General features: G+C 58.8%; 18 protein-coding genes. 17 read left to right on the top strand and 1 reads right to left on the bottom strand.

The genetic code is table 11. From position 1 onward, the window contains the following. Position 1: 1 nt before the first annotated feature. The 8 genes from DW171_RS02560 to DW171_RS02525 all read left to right on the top strand — a co-directional run bounded on the left by DW171_RS02560 (position 2) and on the right by DW171_RS02525 (position 7,746). Positions 2 to 1,297: a glycosyltransferase family 2 protein gene (locus DW171_RS02560; RefSeq protein WP_118270324.1), complete on the top strand. Its 1,296-nt coding sequence runs from the start codon at positions 2 to 4 to the stop codon at positions 1,295 to 1,297. Positions 1,298 to 1,374: 77 nt separating this feature from the next. Continuing rightward, positions 1,375 to 1,797, top strand: a complete 423-nt coding sequence (locus DW171_RS02555; protein WP_158563991.1) for a prepilin peptidase — start codon at positions 1,375 to 1,377, stop codon at positions 1,795 to 1,797. 31 nt (positions 1,798 to 1,828) lie between these two features. Then, complete coding sequence (locus DW171_RS02550; protein WP_118270322.1) at positions 1,829 to 3,076, top strand: deoxyguanosinetriphosphate triphosphohydrolase family protein; 1,248 nt, start codon at positions 1,829 to 1,831, stop codon at positions 3,074 to 3,076. Positions 3,077 to 3,136: 60 nt separating this feature from the next. Continuing rightward, a complete protein-coding gene (locus tag DW171_RS02545; RefSeq protein WP_199586805.1) occupies positions 3,137 to 4,486 on the top strand; it encodes a replication-associated recombination protein A in 1,350 nt (449 codons plus the stop codon). Between the two features lie 100 nt (positions 4,487 to 4,586). Next, a complete protein-coding gene (locus DW171_RS02540) occupies positions 4,587 to 5,174 on the top strand; it encodes a hypothetical protein (protein WP_117639347.1) in 588 nt (195 codons plus the stop codon). Then, positions 5,167 to 5,544, top strand: coding sequence for an ATP-binding protein (locus DW171_RS02535; protein WP_118270320.1), 378 nt, complete (start codon positions 5,167 to 5,169; stop codon positions 5,542 to 5,544). The genes DW171_RS02540 and DW171_RS02535 overlap by 8 nt, the downstream gene beginning before the upstream one ends. Before the next feature lies 1 nt (position 5,545). Next, on the top strand, positions 5,546 to 6,337 hold the full coding sequence (locus DW171_RS02530; protein WP_117635146.1) for an RNA polymerase sigma factor SigF: 792 nt from the start codon (positions 5,546 to 5,548) through the stop codon (positions 6,335 to 6,337). Continuing rightward, entirely contained in the window at positions 6,334 to 7,746 is a 1,413-nt protein-coding gene (locus DW171_RS02525; protein ID WP_118270319.1) for an AI-2E family transporter, read from the top strand. The genes DW171_RS02530 and DW171_RS02525 overlap by 4 nt, the downstream gene beginning before the upstream one ends. A gap of 6 nt (positions 7,747 to 7,752) precedes the next feature. On the opposite strand, the gene DW171_RS02520 is transcribed toward DW171_RS02525, so the two are convergent. After that, positions 7,753 to 7,992 carry a hypothetical protein gene (locus DW171_RS02520; protein ID WP_118270318.1) on the bottom strand — a complete coding sequence of 80 codons (240 nt, stop codon included), beginning with the start codon at positions 7,990 to 7,992 and terminating at the stop codon, positions 7,753 to 7,755. A 194-nt stretch (positions 7,993 to 8,186) separates the two neighbouring features. On the opposite strand from DW171_RS02520, the gene alaS reads away from it, so the two are divergent. The 9 genes from alaS to DW171_RS02475 all read left to right on the top strand — a co-directional run bounded on the left by alaS (position 8,187) and on the right by DW171_RS02475 (position 17,159). After that, positions 8,187 to 10,844 (top strand): alanine--tRNA ligase, encoded by a 2,658-nt coding sequence (gene alaS / locus DW171_RS02515; RefSeq protein WP_118065357.1) that lies wholly within the window; start codon positions 8,187 to 8,189, stop codon positions 10,842 to 10,844. A gap of 17 nt (positions 10,845 to 10,861) precedes the next feature. Further along, entirely contained in the window at positions 10,862 to 11,290 is a 429-nt protein-coding gene (ruvX, locus tag DW171_RS02510; protein WP_089571740.1) for a Holliday junction resolvase RuvX, read from the top strand. Further along, on the top strand, positions 11,283 to 12,638 hold the full coding sequence (mltG, locus tag DW171_RS02505; protein WP_233539075.1) for an endolytic transglycosylase MltG: 1,356 nt from the start codon (positions 11,283 to 11,285) through the stop codon (positions 12,636 to 12,638). The genes ruvX and mltG overlap by 8 nt, the downstream gene beginning before the upstream one ends. Position 12,639: 1 nt before the next feature. Next, positions 12,640 to 13,137: a YqeG family HAD IIIA-type phosphatase gene (locus DW171_RS02500; RefSeq protein WP_118065361.1), complete on the top strand. Its 498-nt coding sequence runs from the start codon at positions 12,640 to 12,642 to the stop codon at positions 13,135 to 13,137. A gap of 8 nt (positions 13,138 to 13,145) precedes the next feature. Beyond that, positions 13,146 to 13,679 (top strand): shikimate kinase, encoded by a 534-nt coding sequence (locus tag DW171_RS02495; RefSeq protein ID WP_117806183.1) that lies wholly within the window; start codon positions 13,146 to 13,148, stop codon positions 13,677 to 13,679. Beyond that, a complete protein-coding gene (locus DW171_RS02490; protein ID WP_118065365.1) occupies positions 13,676 to 14,785 on the top strand; it encodes a hypothetical protein in 1,110 nt (369 codons plus the stop codon). Before DW171_RS02495 ends, DW171_RS02490 begins: the two co-directional genes overlap by 4 nt. Before the next feature lie 132 nt (positions 14,786 to 14,917). Continuing rightward, positions 14,918 to 16,048, top strand: a complete 1,131-nt coding sequence (locus tag DW171_RS02485) for a Xaa-Pro peptidase family protein (RefSeq protein WP_117637706.1) — start codon at positions 14,918 to 14,920, stop codon at positions 16,046 to 16,048. A 160-nt stretch (positions 16,049 to 16,208) separates the two neighbouring features. Beyond that, positions 16,209 to 16,772, top strand: a complete 564-nt coding sequence (gene efp / locus DW171_RS02480) for an elongation factor P (RefSeq protein ID WP_006233983.1) — start codon at positions 16,209 to 16,211, stop codon at positions 16,770 to 16,772. 24 nt (positions 16,773 to 16,796) lie between these two features. Continuing rightward, positions 16,797 to 17,159, top strand: a complete 363-nt coding sequence (locus DW171_RS02475; RefSeq protein WP_118270317.1) for an Asp23/Gls24 family envelope stress response protein — start codon at positions 16,797 to 16,799, stop codon at positions 17,157 to 17,159. The last annotated feature ends 3 nt before the right edge of the window (positions 17,160 to 17,162 follow it).

The raw sequence follows: 17,162 nt of genomic DNA, 5'->3' as shown, positions 1-17,162 counted from the left end.
CATGCTCGCCTTTTTACAAACTAACACGCCCATCGTGATCTTTAACCAGATTGTGGTTACGCTACTCACGGTCTGCTTTCTGTACCAGGTGGTCTTCTTTGTCATTGGCGCTCTTCGTGGCGAGGTCGCGCCTCCCAAGGCCAAAAAACTCCACCGCTATGCCTTCTTTATCGCGGCGCATAACGAGGAGGCCGTGATCGCCAACCTCGTTCGCTCCATCAAGGACCAGGATTATCCGTCCGAGCTTATCGAGGTCTTCGTGGTCGCCGATGCCTGCACCGATAATACGGCGCAGCTCGCGCGCGAGGCGGGCGCCATCGTTTATGAGCGCAACGACCTGGCCCGCAAGGGTAAGAGCTGGGTCATGGACTTTGGTTTCGATCGCATTCTCAACGAGTATCCCGACACGTTTGAGGGCTACTTTATCTTCGATGCCGACAACGTTATCTCCCGCGATTACGTCTCCAAGATGAATGATGCCTTTGACCAGGGCTTCCATGTGGTTACGAGCTATCGTAACTCCAAGAACTTCGGCAGCTCGTGGATTTCGTCTGCCAACGCCACCTGGTATCTGCGTGAGGCCCGCTTCCTCAACAACGCGCGCAACATCTGCAAGACGTCTTGTGCCGTCTCTGGTTCGGGCTACCTCATCTCCGCCAGCGTAATTGAGGGCATGCACGGCTGGCAGTTCCATACGCTGACCGAGGACATCCAGTTCACTACGTTCTGTGCCATTCACGGCATTCGCATCGGTTATGCGCCGGCGGAGTTCTTTGACGAACAGCCCGTGACGTTTAAGGCGTCCTGGAAACAGCGCATGCGCTGGACCAAGGGCTTCTACCAGGTGTTCTTTACCTACGGTAAGCACCTGGTCAAATCGACCTTCCGCTATCATCGCTTTGCCGCCTACGACATGTTTATGACCATCGCCCCGGGTATGCTGCTGTCCTTGATCTCGATGCTCGCTAATGCGACGTTCTTGATTGTGGGTGGCCTTTCGCATGGTTTCTTGGCAACCGAAGTCGAGATGCAGGCGTGCGCCGCTTCGCTCATTATGACCTTCGCCATGATGTATCAGACTTTCTTCATCCTGGCGCTGCTCACGACTATCTTTGAGTACAAGCATATTCACTGCGCGCAAAAGTGGCGCCTGGTGACTAACCTGTTTACCTTCCCGATCTTTATGTTCAGCTATATCCCCATCACGGTGGCTGCGCTGTTCCTGAAGGTCGACTGGGTTCCGACGCAGCACGCCGTCAACGTCACCCTTGACGAGGTCATGCAAGGCGCCAAATAATCACCACCAAAACCACCACAAAGGGGGCACCTTTGTGGTGGTTTTTGTTTATGCGATGTAACTCGAGGAGGCGTTCGATGGTCTATATCCCGTTTTGGTTGTTTGCTATTGCTGGCGCCGTTATCGATGCTCGTGATCGGCGGTTCCCGAATTCGCTTGCCGGCGCGTGTGCGGTGGCGGCGTTAGCGGGTGTTTGGTTCGATCTCGGTTTGAACACAGCGCTTGACCACGCAGGTCTTGCTGTCATCGTGTATCTTGCTCTCGTGCTGACTGAGTCCCTCTGGCGTCGTCTTCGCCAAACCCCGGGCATCGGCATGGGAGATGCTAAGGCACTTTTCGCGCTTTGCACGCTCGACCCTATGGGTGGCATCGTGGCATTTGCCGGCGCGCTCCTGGCCCTGGCCCTCTCCTGCCTCATCACGAAATCGCGCTCCCTGCCATTGCTCCCGTTTTTGGTGCCGATTTTTGCCATAATCGAGGTTGTGGGCTGCACTTTGTAACCGATTGCGCATCCTTCTTAAGGAGCATGCCATGGCAACTAATCAAGAAACGGCCGTCATTAAGGCGCGCATGGACCGTATTCCCTCGGCGTTGTCGCCCGAACTTTTCGAGCGCATTGCCACCGATCGTGCTTCGGGCTATGTTAACCCGTATCGTTGCAACGACGATCAGGTCATTCGTCGTATTGATCGCGCCGCCGACAAAGGCACGCTTATGCGTCCGGCGTTTATGCGCGATACCGAAAAGATACTTCATCTTCCGGCGTACACCCGTTATGCAGGCAAAACGCAGGTCTTTAGCTTCCGTAGCAATGACGATCTGTCACGCCGCGGTTTGCACGTGCAGCTTGTCTCCCGCATTGCGCGCGATATTGGTCGCGCCCTGGGGCTCAATTGCGATCTGATCGAGGCGATTGGCCTGGGCCACGACTTGGGACACACGCCTTTCGGCCATGCCGGCGAGCGCTTCCTCAACGATATCTATCATGAGTGTACGGGGCGTTATTTTTTCCATAACGTGCAGTCGGTCCGCGTGCTCGACGCGCTGTACGGCCGCAACGTGTCACTCCAGACGCTCGACGGCGTGCTATGCCATAACGGCGAGTACGAGCAGCGCGTGTTTGAATTGTCGGATATGGGCTCCTTTGACCAGTTCGATCAGGCGGTCGAGGACTGCATCGCCACGGGTTATGGCGCCATTGGGCACCTGCGTCCCATGACGCTCGAGGGCTGCGTCGTTCGCATCTCGGATATTCTTGCCTACGTCGGTCGTGACCGTCAGGATGCGATCGCGGCGGGTCTGCTTTCGCCCGACGCTTTTGACGATGGTCGGGGCGGCGCCTATAACAGCTGGATCCTCACGCACGCTTCCATCGATATCGTTGAGCATAGCTATGGTAAGCCGCGCATCGAGATGAGCGAGGACCTGTTTGAGGAAATTCGCCGAGCCAAGCGCGAGAACTACGAGAAGATCTATAGCAAGGGCGGTATCGAAGGCGATTCCGAGGAGGAGCTGCGTGAGGCGTTCGAAAAGCTCTACGACCGTTGCCTGCGGGATCTAAACAGTGGCGACGAGTCCTCTTATATCTTTAAGCACCATATTTCGCGCATTGAGCAGCAGCTTTCCTACTACGATCGTACCTATGCCTGGCAGGACGACAAGGATCAAGCCGTGGTGGATTACATCGCGAGCATGACGGACGGTTATTTCTGCGAGCTGACGAGCAAGCTGTTCCCGGGTCTAAAGTTTCCGCATCGTACCTATATTAACGAACGGTAGTTCGTATTTATTCGGTATACTGTTTGTGGAAAACGTTTTTGATTGATGCACGGGATGGCTATGGACGACCTTTTTTCTGCTTCGACGCGCGAGCGTTCCTTTCAGAATGCGCCGCTTGCGGTGCGCATGCGCCCCAATTCGCTCGACGAGTATGTGGGCCAGCAAAAGGCCGTCGGTAAGGGCTCATGGTTGCGTGCCGCGATCGAGCACGACGTGCTTTCGAGCGTGATTCTGTACGGGCCGGCCGGTACGGGTAAGACGACGCTGGCCCACATTATCGCCAACCATACCAAGAGCGAGTTTGTCGAGGTCAGCGCCGTGACGGGCACCGTAAAGGACTTGCGCCGCGTGATTGACGAGGCCAAGACGCGCCTGAATACGTACGACCGCCGCACCATTCTATTCATCGATGAGATTCACCGCTTCTCTAAGTCGCAGCAGGATGCCCTGCTGCATGCAGTTGAGAACCGTACCGTCATTATGATTGGCGCTACGACGGAGAACCCGTACTTCGAGGTCAATTCGGCACTGTTGTCGCGCGGACGCGTGGTGGAGCTTGAACATCTGAAGGATGAGGATATCGCCACGCTTATCGAACGTGCGCTCGAGGCGCCGCAGGGTTTGAACGGTAAGTTCTCGGCCGATGAGGATACGGTCAAGACCATTTGTACGCTGGCTGCGGGTGATGCACGCTCGGCCCTGACGACACTTGAGCTGGCGAGCGAGATTGCCGTCACGCGTCCCGATACGGAGGGAACGCCAGCGCCGGCGGCGGGGGAGCGTTATCCCATCACCGTCGATGACGTGAAGATTGCCAACCCGCGCCGCGGTTTTTCGTATGACAAAAACGGCGACATGCACTATGACATTATCAGTGCGTTCATCAAGTCCATGCGCGGCAGCGACCCCGATGCCACGATCTATTGGCTCGCGCGCATGATTGACGCGGGGGAGGATCCTAAGTTTATCGCCCGTCGCATTATGATTCAGGCTTCTGAGGATGTTGGCAATGCCGATCCGCAGGCACTTTTGGTGGCACATGCCGCGTTTAAGTCTGCCGAGGTCATTGGCTATCCCGAGTGCCGCATTAACCTGGCTCAGGCTGCACTCTATGTGTGCTTGGCGCCTAAATCCAACGCGTGCGAGGCTTCGATCGATGCGGCGCTGGCCGATATCCACTCTAGTGGGCTTCGCGAGGTGCCGAGTTATCTACGCGATCGCCATCGCCCGGGCAGCGATGAATACGGTGTGTATAAGTATCCGCACGATTATCCCGAAGGCTGGGTCGACCAGCGCTATTTGCCCGAAGGCTTAGAACGCGGTGCATTTTGGCAGTCTGCCGGCCGCGGTTGGGAAGAATGGCGCGTAGAGCAAAGCGAACGCGACCGCAGCGGGAATGCACCGAAGTAGCTGCTGATAATTTTGTCCCACGTTGCTGCTCTTGGCATGTTCGGTCCCCTTTGGGGTACCATGGAAAGCGTTTGTATTTCGATTCCTTTGGGAGGCTTGTATGAGTCCCATTCAAATCGCCTTGCTGCTGCTTGCCGTTGCCGGCGTGTGGGCTATCGTTGAGCTTGCGCTCACCCTGCGCAAAACCCGCACCGTTGTCGACTCGCTCGACAAGACGGTAACCGACCTCAACAATACGATTGCCGAGGCGCAGCCCGTGGTGGCAAAGCTTGATGGCGCCGTTGACGAGCTTACGCCGGCACTTGCCCAGATGGAGCCGCTCCTCAAGTCGAGCAAGACTGCCGTTGATGCTCTGACGTCTAACCTCGTTGAGGTTGAGGCGGTCGTTCGCGACATTTCCGAGGTCACGGGCAGCGTGGCCGAGGCCAGCAATGCCGTATCGAGCGTGACTGATTCTGCTGCTGGCGCCGTGCAGAAGCTCTTCAATAAGGTGAAGGCTCCTGCAGCCGACGCCGATCGCAAGCTCGCCGCTGCCGCTGCCGAGGCCGAGCAGCCCACTGAGCGCGTTCTGATTGGCGACGACGATGCCGCTGCTGACGACGATGATGTTCAGAAGCCCGCTGCTAAGCCTGCTCAGTATTACACCTATACGCCTGCCGAGACCTCCGAGGAGTCCTGCGATGAGTAGCGAAGCAACCTGCCCCATTACGCTGAGCGTTGCCGGTGATCCGCGTCTCGCGCGCTTGGTGCGCATGACGGCCGCCAACGTCGGCGCCCTGTGCTCTATGTCCGTCGATCGCATCGAGGACATTCGTATGGCTGCCGAAGAAGCCTTCATCTTTGGCTGCACGGCTGTTGATTCCGACGATATCTCGATCAAATTCGATGTCGACGAATCGCATGTGGGCATGATCTTTACCTTTGGCGACCAGGCGACCGTCGATGAGGATGACCAGGCTGCCGTGTATGCCGAGCTCATTTTGGCGAGTGTGTGCGACTCCTACGAAAAGACTACAGCGCCCCTAACGCTTTCCCTCGACCTCAAGGCGGATATCTAATATGACCGAACGCTCCCGGAGCGGCAAGACCGCTTGGGACAAGGAGAAAACCCGCGAGCTGTTTCGTCGTTATAAGGAGACCGGTGATCCGGATGCTCGCGAGCAGCTCGTCATGTCCCATATGAACCTGGTAAGGTTTCTTGCCAACAAATTCAAGAACCGCGGCGAGCCGCTCGATGACCTTTTGCAGGTCGGGTACTTGGGCTTGCTCAAGGCTATCGATCGCTTTGATCCCGAGCGCGGACTCGAGTTCACGACGTTTGCCACGCCCACCATCTTGGGCGAGATTAAGCGCCACTTCCGCGACAAGGGCTGGAGTGTGCGCGTGCCGCGTCGTCTGCAGGAGCTCTCTGCCAAGGTTAACCAGGCCACCGACAAGCTCACCAACGAGCTTCAGCGTTCGCCCAAGGTTGAGGAAATCGCCGATTATCTTGGCGTAACCGTCGACGAGGTGCTCGAAGCCATGGAATCGTCCTCGGCCTACACCTCGGTGCCCATCGAGGCCCCCGGTGCGTCCGATTCCGATGATGCGCCTTCGATTCTCGATCGTTACGCCGACGATGACAACGAGCTCGACTTTACCGATGACCGTCTGGTAATCGAGGAAGCCATCCGCGATTTCTCGCCGCGCGAGCGCGAGGTTATCGAGCTGCGTTTTGTGAAGGGCATGACCCAGATCGAGATTGCCAAGAAGCTGGGCATCTCGCAGGTGCAGGTTTCGCGTCTGCTGCGCCGCACGCTTAAGAAGATTCAAGATAAGATCGACCCCGACGGAGTGATGGTTCGTTCATGAGTGAGCACCCCCAACAAATCGACCGCACGCTTCGCGATACCCGTATTCTGACGCTGCGCATTTGGGGCGTCGTCGGCTGCATTGTCATCGCTGCCGTCATCTTTAACCTTATGGGCATCCTGGCACCGGTCATCGAGTTTTTGGCAGTCGGTTCCATCATCGCTTTTGTCATGTCGCCGATCACCAACTGGCTCGAGCATCACGGCGTGAATCGCGGCATCGGTTCGCTTATCGCGCTCATTGTGGTTGTTGCCGTGCTCGTCGGCGTCGTCTGCATCCTCTCGCCTATTTTGCTCGGTCAAATCATGGAAGTCCTGAGCCGCCTGCCCGAGCAGCTTCGTGTTGCGGGTGGCGATCTCAACGAGATGCTCTCGCACGCTAAGACGCTCAACAACACGCCGCTCAAGGAGTATCTGGACGACAATCTTTCTTCGCTGGTTACCGTAGCGTCCAAGTACGTCTCGCAAATCGCTGCGGAGCTCGGCCGCGGCGTGTTTCCGCTCATTACCAACACGGCCTCGCAGCTGTTCGTCATCTTCCTGGGTCTGGTGCTTGCCTACTGGCTTGCCTGCGATTATCCCCGCATGCACCACGAGGTCTGCACCATCATCGGACAGGAAAAAGAGACCTCGTACCGCTTTATGGTTGCCATCCTTTCACGCTCGGTCGGCGGCTATATGCGCGGCATGGTCGTGACGTCCATCTGCGGTGGCTTTTTGGCTTTTATCGGCTTTACGCTCATTGGCCATCCATACGCAGCGCTCATGGCCATCTTTACCGGCATCATGCATTTGGTTCCGGTTGTCGGTCCCTGGGTGAGCGCGGCGATCGCCACGGTGCTCGGTTTTATGTTCAGCCCTATGCTGGCGTTATGGACGCTTGTCGTGACCATGGTGGCTCAAAACGTCACCGATAATGTCATTTCGCCTAAGGTCATGCAGAGCTCGGTGCAGGTGCATCCCGTTATGAGCCTGACGGCTCTCGTTATCGGTTCGGCACTCATGGGTCCCATCGGCATGGTTATCGCCATTCCGCTGTGCGCGGCCCTCAAGGGCGTCTTCGTCTACTACTTTGAGAACGAGACCGGGCGTCAGCTCGTGGCATACGATGGCGCCGTGTTTAAGGGCACGCCGTATCGCGATACCGAGGGCAACCCGGTCGCCGCCTACGACGCGCTTGGAGACGATACGTTCATCTATGAGTCCGAGCTCATCGGCAACGAGACCGCGCCCGAGGCCAAGGCCATGCCCAAGCCCGAACTCGATAATCCCTGGATTAAGCTCTCTGGTCTGCAGCCCGATGCCACGGGCTTCTTCAAGAACCCCTTTGCCAAGGACGATGACTCCAACACTGACGACGATACCAAAACCGGCATCGACGGCTCCATGGACGACTCGGATTCTAAATAGGTCCTATTAACGTTTCTTGAAGTTGAAAATGACAAGAAACGCGAGCAAAGCGATTGATAAGGGGCCGGCAACATAGAAAAAGAGAATGTCAATTGCGCGTAGAGTGTAATAAGCCTTATCGCCGGACATTACTGCATACAACACGTAGCCAAATGCTGGTTGGTTTGCGTACCAGCAGGTGAAAGCCAAAAGCGTTAAAAGTGCCGCTAACAGAAGTGCATTGAGGAAAAATCGTTTGCTTTTCATTGATCGCTCCTTCCGGGTGACTCTTATATGTAATTCTACAGCAGCCCTTTTTCAAAGGATCGCACAGTACTATATAACGTGCACTTTCGCTGGAGGGTCGCTGTTTGGCGGCCCTCTTTTTTGCACAGGCGCGGTGGGATGGTAATATCGTTACGTTTGAACTGTTTCGATGTGAAACCGAGGAGATTCCCTCTATGAGTGCTGACTACCCGTCAATGACTACGGCCGAGATTCGCTCTAAGTTCCTCAACTTCTTTGAGGAGCGCGGTCTTAAGCTCTATCCTTCTTCGTCCCTCGTCCCCGACGATCCTTCGCTGCTGCTTGCCAACGCCGGCATGAACCAGTTTAAGGAGTATTACCAGGGCAAGAAGACCATGAAGGAGATCGGCGCAATCTCCTGCCAGAAGTGCGTCCGCACCAACGACATCGATTGCATCGGCGAGGACGGCCGTCACCTGTCCTTCTTTGAGATGCTCGGCGACTTCTCCTTTGGTGGCGTCTCCAAGCAGCAGGCCTGCGCTTGGGCCTTTGAGCTCATTACCAAGGAGTTCAAGCTGCCGCTCGATCGCCTGTACTTCACCGTCTTTACCGAGGACGACGAGACCCATGACGTGTGGCGCTCCCTGGGCGTTGCCGAGGATCACATCTCCCGCCTGGGCGAGGACGACAACTTCTGGGCCGCTGGCCCCACCGGCCCCTGCGGTCCGTGCTCCGAGATCTACTTTGACATGGGCGAGGAGGTCGGCTGCGGCAGCCCCGACTGCAAGCCCGGCTGCGACTGCGACCGCTTCCTGGAGTTCTGGAATCTCGTCTTTACCCAGTACGACCGCCAGGAGGATGGCTCCATGCCGGAGCTGCCGCACCGCAACCTCGATACGGGCATGGGTCTGGAGCGCATGGCCGCCATCATGCAGCACAAGACCGCTAACTACGACGGCGATCTGATGCAGCACCTCATCAAGCTGGGCGAGAAAATCAGCGGCAAGACCTATGACGCCGACGATTACTCCGGTGCTAGCCGCTCCCTGCGCATCATCGCAGATCACTCTCGTGCCGTCGACTTTATGATCTCGGACGGCATTCTCCCCGGTAACGAGGGTCGCGAGTACGTCCTTCGCCGCCTGCTCCGCCGCGCCGTGTTCCACGGTCGCCTGCTGGGCATCGAGGGCGCCTTCCTGACCAAGTTCATTGACGAGGTCAACGCCCAGATGGGCGAGGCCTATCCCGAGCTGCTCAAGAACGTCGCGCTCGTTAAGGGTATCGTCGCTTCCGAGGAGGAGCGTTTCTCCACGACGCTCGACAACGGCCGCGTCTACCTGGACGAGGCCCTGGCCGCGCTTGCCGAGGGTACTGTCCTTCCGGGCGACGTTGCCTTTAAGCTGCACGACACCTTTGGTTTCCCCATCGACCTGACCGTCGAGATCGCCGGCACCGCCGGTCACAACGTCGATATGGACGGCTTCACCGCTTGCATGGAGGACCAGAAGGCCCGCGCTCGCGCCAACGCCAAGGGCGATGCTTGGGGCAGCTTCAACGACGTGTGGGTCGAGCTTTCCGACAAGGTTGCCGCGACCGAGTTCGACGGCTATGACAACGATGTGATCGAGGGTGCCAAGGTTGTCGCCATCGTTCGCAACGGCGAGTCCGTCGAGTCTGCTTCCGCCGGTGAGGACGTCGAGGTCGTGCTCGACCGCACCCCGTTCTACGCCGAGATGGGTGGCCAGCAGGGCGATGCCGGTGAGCTTTCCGCCGAGGGCGTTGCGCTGACTGTTGCCGACACCAAGAACCACAATGGCCTGTATGCTCACGTCGCGCACGTTGCCGAGGGCACACTGACCGTCGGTGCTACCGTGACAGCCGCGCTCGACGCCGAGCGCCGTGGCTTCCTGCGCCGCAACCACACTGCCACGCACCTGCTCGACGCCGCGCTTAAGCAGGTCCTGGGCGAGCATGTCTCCCAGGCTGGCTCGTTGGTGACGCCCGAGCACCTGCGCTTTGACTTCACGCACTTCGAGGCCCTGTCCTCCGAGCAGCTCAAGGCTGTCGAGGACCTGGTCAACCAGCAGATCTTCGCTTCCAAACCGGTCGTGACCCGCGTCATGGGCATCGACGAGGCCAAGGCCGCCGGTGCTGTCGCCCTCTTTGGCGAGAAGTACGGCGACGTCGTCCGCGTCGTCTCCGTGGGCGCCGAGGATCAGCCGTTCTCCCGTGAGCTCTGCGGCGGTACGCATGCCGCCAATACTGCCGAGATCGGCCTGTTCAAGATCATTTCCGAGTCCTCTACGGGCTCCAACGTCCGCCGTATCGAGGCCGTGACCTCCAAGGGCGCTCTCGACTACATGGCCGACCGCCTGGCGCTCGTTGACGCCGCTGCCGCTGCGCTCAAGTGCCGTGTTGACGAGGTTCCCGCCCGCGTGGAGAACCTGCAGGCCGAGCTGCGCGAGACGTCCAACAAGCTCAAGAAGGCACTCACCGGTGGCTCCTCCGACGCTATCTCTGGCGCCATCGAGGGCGCTGTCGAGCTGAACGGCTACAAGCTCGTCGTCGCTGAGCTTCAGGGTCTTGAGGCTGCTGACCTGCGCAATGTGTGGGATACCGTGCACCAGAAGGTTGCCGGCCCCGTCGCCTGCGTCGTTGCCAGCGTTACCGAGAAGGGCACCCCGGCCCTGCTCGCCGCCGGCTCCGATGACGCCGTGAAGGCCGGTTTCCACGCCGGCAACGTGATCAAGCAGATCGCGGGCCTGGTCGATGGTCGCGGTGGCGGTCGTCCCAACATGGCCCAGGCCGGTGGCAAGAATGCTGCCGGTATCGCCGATGCCCTCGCGGCCGCCAAGACCGCGCTCGGCGCCTAAGAACCTAAGTAGTCGCTGTGGTCGCGCTCGCACTGGACATAGGGGAGACCAGGATTGGCATTGCCGTCTCGAGCCGTGATGGCAAGATGGCGATGCCTGTCAAGGTGCTTCCGGCTGCCGAGGTCACTGGTATGGCAAAGACGTTTCGCTACCTGGTCGAGGACTATGAGCCCGATATCCTGGTAAGTGGACGTCCCTTGACCATGGCAGGTGAGCCCGGCCCCCAGGCCGAGCGCGTCGCCGCAGTGGCCCAAAAGATTGCCGACGAGCTCGAACTTCCGCTGGAGTTTGAGGACGAGCGTCTGTCCTCGCAGGAGGCCAAGCGAATCCTGCGAGAGCAGGGACTCAACGAAAAGCAGATGAGGGGCAAGATTGACATGATCGCCGCCAGCCTGTTCTTGCAGACATGGCTCGATCGTAAAAACGAGGAGGTTTCGCATGCCTAGCGCTTCCGATCCGCGCCAGCAGAATCGTACACGGCAGCCTGCGCCGCGCCCTGCTCAGCCTGGCCAGCGCCCGGCGCAGCCGACGCAGCGTTCGGCTCAACCTGCTCAGCGTGCCGCTCAACAGCCCGCAGCTCGTCCCGCGCAGCCCGCTGGCGGCGCTCGTTTTAAGCAGCAGGCTCCTGCCCAGCGCACGCAGGGGCAGGCCCGGCAATCACGCCCCCACGCACATCATGCTCATGGCTCGCACGGCGTTGCTCCGGCCACGCGCTCGAGCTATAACACGCATGCCCGCCGTGGCGTCCAAAAGAAAAGCTCTCCGGTGCCTATGATTATCGGTGGCGTCATCGCCGTGCTTGCGCTTGTCGCGATCGTTTTCTTTGTTGTGCCGGCCGTCAAGGGCTTCTTTGCCGGCGAGGATGCGAAAGTCGCTGCTGGCCAGCAAGTTACTATTACGATTCCCGATGGCGCCTCGGGTGATGCCATCGCTTCGATTCTCTCCGAGAACCATATCGTCGAAGACCCCAAGGATTATTACGCGGCGGTCAAAAAGCTCAATGCCGATATGTCGCTTAAGCCTGGCACCTACTCGTTTACCACGCTCATGGACGCGACCAAGGTTGTTCAGCAGCTCATGGAAGGCCCCAATGCGGGCTCCGATGCACTGACTATCCCTGAGGGCCTGACGGTCGACCAGGTCGCCGATCGTGTGGCCGCGGCATACGACAGCATTTCTAAGGAAGATTTCCTTAACCAGGCCAAGGCGAGCAATTATGTGAATGATTACGCTTTCCTTAAAGACGCTGCAAACGATTCACTCGAGGGCTTCCTATTCCCCAAGACCTATTCGTTGGGTAAGGACCCTTCTGCCGATGATGTGATTCGCGCCATGCTTGACCAGTTCAACACCGAGTACAAGTCGCTTGACTTTGCGAGCTGCGAGGCCAAGATCAAGGAGCGCTATGGCGTGGAGATGTCCGATTACGACATCGTTAACCTTGCCTCGATCGTCGAGCGCGAGGGCCTCAACGCCGATCAGCGCGCGCATGTGGCATCGGTTTTCTATAACCGTCTGGCGGGCAAGCTCGATGGCCTGCGTTACCTCAATAGCGATGCGACCATGATGTATGTCACCGGCGGAGAGGTTACCGCCGACGACCTGCAGAGCGATAGCCCGTATAACACCTATAAGCACGAGGGCCTGCCGCCCACGCCCATCTGCTCTCCGTCGCTCGAGGCGCTCAAGGCCACCCTTGAGCCGACCGACTCCGATGACCTGTATTTCTACATTACACAGGACGAGGAGTACTTCTCGCAAACCTACGAAGAGCATCAACAGTCTTGGAATTAGCATGAGGATTTTTAGCCCCAAACGATACGTTGCCTCGGTCGATCGCATCGACCTTGATACCCTGTGGGCCGACGGCAAACGCGCCATTCTGCTCGATCGCGATAACACCCTGGTGCCGCGCGACACCGAGCAGGTTCCCGCCGCGGTTTCCGCTTGGCTTGACGCCGCCCGCGCCAAAGGCTTTAAGCTGTGCATGGTGTCCAACAACTGGCATCGCGACCAGGTCATGAGCTCTGCACGCGAGCTGGGACTCGAGGCCATTAGCCACGCCATGAAGCCGGCGCCGTTTGCCCTTAAGGCGGGTCTTAAGCGCCTCGGCGCCACGGCCGACGAGGCGGTACTGATCGGTGATCAGCTCTACACTGACGTGTGGAGTGGCAATTTAGCCGGCGTCGATACCATCCTGGTAAAGCCGCAGGCGACGCAGGACCTGTGGTATACGCAGATCTTCCGTATTTTTGAGCGCCGGGCCCTGCGCGACCTTCCCTGCGAGGAATAGGTTTCGCCATGTCTCAGCACATCAAACACGGCTGCGACCATATCTTCTTTATCGGCTTTTTGGGCGCGGGCAAGTCGACGCTCGCGCGCAACGTCGGCACCATGTTCAAGCGGCGTTTTATCGATACCGACCGCCTGGTCGTGCGCCGTTGCGGCAAGTCGGTAACCGAGATTTTTGAGACCGAGGGCGAGGATCGTTTTCGCGAGCTCGAGACCTCGGCGCTCCGTTCGCTCCAAAGCGAGCGCAGCCTGTTGGTTTCGTGCGGTGGCGGTATCGTCGAGACACCGGTGAATATTGAGCTGATGCACGATATGGGTACGTGCGTGTACCTCGAGGGCGACTTCGAGGATTCGATTCGCCAGATTCGTCGGTCCGACACGCGCCCCGATTTCCGCTCGCCCGAGCATGCCGCGCGCCTGTTTGAGCATCGCCGTCCGCTGTATCGCCAGGCCGCAGATATTACCCTTGATATTCGCAACAAGTCCTTCGAGGACGTTTCCTACCTTTGTGCCGAGATGCTTTTGGAGCGTGGACTGCTATGATTCGCCGTCAACTGATCAATTTCCAAAATCGCAGTGTCGATGTTCGCGTCGGCTTTAACGCTTTTAGTGAGCTGTCGCGTATGTTTGCCTCGGCCGTGGGCAAGCCCAAGCGTGCGATGGTTGTCTGGAACAGCGCTGTTTCCGACTGCTTTGGCGAGATCGTTGAGCACGCTCTGGTCGATGCCGGCTTTGCCGTGTCGCCGCTCGTCTTCGAGGTTTCGCCTGCCGGTGCTACGCTGGCCGATGCCGATGCTATCTTTGGCGCCCTGTCTGCCAACGGCGTTACCTGCGACGATCTGGTTGTCGCCGTTGGCGATGCCGCAACCTGCTCGGTTGTTAGCTGGTGCGCCAACCAGTGGTGCGGCCGAACTGAGTGCGCGCTGTTGCCGACGACCTTCGACGCCATGCTCACGGTCGCGACGACCATGAAGCCGCTCGTCGCATCGTCGGCGAATGCGCATCCCGCCATCGCGTTCCGTCCCGAACCGGGCTTGGTCGTGTGCGACCTCGACCTTGTTCGCGAGGCGGACCCCGAGGACCTCAAACTCGGCTATGCGGTACTTGTTGGCACCATGCTTTCGAGCAGCAAATCCCGCTGGAATCAGTTTGCTGAGACCGTCCCCGAGATTCTCGCGGGCGAGGAGGTCGCGCTCGTCAATGCCGTCCAATGGTCTCAGACTGCCCGCAAGGACGTACTGATGGCCACGAACCCGAGCGCTCGCCATGCGCTCGATTTTGGCAAGACGGGGGAGCGTACCCTGCGCGCTTGCTTGGGCGATGCCGCTTCGCAGGTCCCTGCCTACCAGCTGTTGTCCGAGGGCATGCGCTTTGAGGCGCGCCTAGCACATGATGCCTGCGACTTCGATATCGATTACGTCTTTGAGGTCGATGACTGCCTGGAGGACTTTGGTATCGAGGAGCTTGCCTTCGATCTGGAGCCTGCCGCATATATCGAGGAGTTCCGCAGGCAGCAGTTTGTCCGTTCGAACCGCAGTATGTTGCCGCTGCCCGCGGCACTCGGCGCCATTCGTCTCACGAGCGTTGAGGACGAGGTTCTTGAGCGCCATGCTCACGCCTACTTGGCTTCTCGCAAAGAACTTCTCTAAGATTTATTGACATCCATTGTCTTTCGTATCATGTTGAGGGGCGGGTTTTCAGTCGGTTGCGGATCGCATGCGATTCTGTCGTTCGGTTGAGACCCGTCCCGTCTTTATAGAGGCAACAAGAAAGGAATCTGCATGTCTGAGTTTGCTGCCGGTCCTGCCGGTCGTATCGAGCGTGTCCGTGCCCTGATGGTCGAGCGCGGCTACGATGCCATCGTGGTGCGCGACGAGGCCAACCTTCGTTGGCTTACGGGCGTCAAGGGCGTCTTCGATTACACCTTCGAGTTCCCGCATGCTGCGTTTATTACGGCCGACCAGTGCCTGTTCCATACCGACTCGCGCTATCTCAACAGCTTTGAGGAGAACACGCCCGCCGGCAGCCCCTGGGTCTACGACATGGACGAGGGCACCATCCCCGGTTGGGTCGCCGGCAAGATCGCGGCCAACAAGTGCCGCGTCTGCGCTGTCGAGGACGACATGCAGATCAATTTCTACCAGGGTATTCAGCGTGGCCTGGAGGACCGCTCCGTTGCCTGCATGCTGCCGCTGATGCATGACGACATCCGTAAGATGCGCGCCATCAAGGACGCCGAGGAGATCGAGCTCATGCGCCACGCGCAGTCGATCACCGACGCCGCCTTCCAGCACATGCTCGGCTATATTAAGCCCGGTATGACCGAGAAGCAGGTTCGCAACGAGCTCGAGAACTTTATGTTCGCCAACGGTGCCGACAGCCTGGCCTTTGGCTCCATCGTGGCGAGCGGCCCCAATACCGCCAACCCGCATGCCGTTCCGAGCGACCGCGTGATCGAGAAGGGCGACTTCGTCCTCATGGATTACGGCGCGGGCTACTGCGATTATCGTTCTGACATGACGCGCACCGTCGTGATGGGCGAGCCTACCCAGGAGCAGCTCGACCTGTACGCGCTCGTGCGCCGTACGCACGAGGAGTGCGTTGCCGCCATTCATCCGGGCGTCGAGGGCAACGACATTTTCAAGCTTTCCAAGAAGATCATTGGCGATGCCGGCTATGGCGATTACTACAACCATGGTCTGGGCCATGGCGTGGGCATTGACATCCACGAGCTGCCTAACTTCAACCGCAGCAAGAACATCATCGAGGTCGGCTCGGTTATCACCATGGAGCCCGGCGTGTACCTGCCCGGTGTGGGCGGCGTGCGCCTGGAGGACTACGGCGTGGTCACCGAGAACGGCTACGAGCCCTTCACCAAGACGCCGCATGACCTTCACGTCATCGATTGCTAGTCTACTTCGGTAGATAGTTTGGGGCGGGGCCTCCGGAGCAATTCGGACGCCCCGCGTTCTCTTTTTATGCGCTCGCTGCAGGCGCCGTCTGCAAGTGTATAATTTCGCTCGTATGTAATTTGGACGCTTGTGCGTTCTGCCCATAACAAGAAAGGTCGCTATGCCTACCATTTCTACCGCCGACTTCAAGAACGGCCTCGGTCTCCGCATTAAGGACAAGGTCTACACCATCGTCGAGTTCCAGCATGTCAAGCCGGGCAAGGGCGGCGCGTTTGTGCGCTACAAGACCCGCGACATCAAGAGCGGCCGCGTCGTCGAGAACACCTGCAACGCCGGCACCAAGTTCGAGAGCGTCATGCTCACCACCCGTGAGTTCCAGTACCTCTACAACGATGGCACCGACTACATCTTCATGGACAACGAATCCTATGAGCAGGTTCCCGTTCCCGAGGACATGGTGGGCGAGAACTCCAAGTGGCTGCGCGAGAACGACATCTGCCAGCTGCTCTTCGCCGACGATGAGCTCATGGGCGTGACTCCGCCGATGTTCATCGAGACCACCATCGTCCAGACCGACCCGGGCTTTAAGGGCGACACCGTCCAGGGTTCCACCAAGCCGGCCACGATCGACACCGGCGCTGTCATCCAGGTCCCCATGTACCTCAACGAGGGCGAGGTCATCAAGGTTGACACCCGCGACGGCAAGTTCGTCTCCCGCGTCTAGCAACCAACTCTTCTAGGAGGACTCATGCCCCAGGAAATCAAGATTGACGGCATCGGCATTTCGCCCGATGTTCTGACCGCCATCGTCTCGCGCGCCTTGTCCGATGTCGAGGGCATCGCCTCCGTTGGCGTCAAGGACCTTGCCACCAACCTTGTCTCCATGATGCTCTCGTCCAAGGCCCCGGCTTCCGAGCCGGCGGTCGAGACCGAGGTCGTCGGCGACAAGCTCGCACTCACCGTGCGCGTTGTGGTGTTCTTTGGCTATCCGTTCAAGAAACTCGCCGAGGCCGTTCGCGCTGCCGTGGTCGCTGCCATCGATGCCCAGGTGGGCGTTGAGGTCGAGCGCGTTGACGTTTGCATCGACGGCCTCGTTTTCCCCAAGGAGTAACCT

This window comes from Collinsella sp. AM15-2, assembly GCF_003471985.1.
Taxonomy (GTDB): domain Bacteria; phylum Actinomycetota; class Coriobacteriia; order Coriobacteriales; family Coriobacteriaceae; genus Collinsella.
The sequence above is the reverse complement of the archived record's forward strand: the minus strand, read 5'-3'. Positions and strand labels throughout refer to the sequence as shown.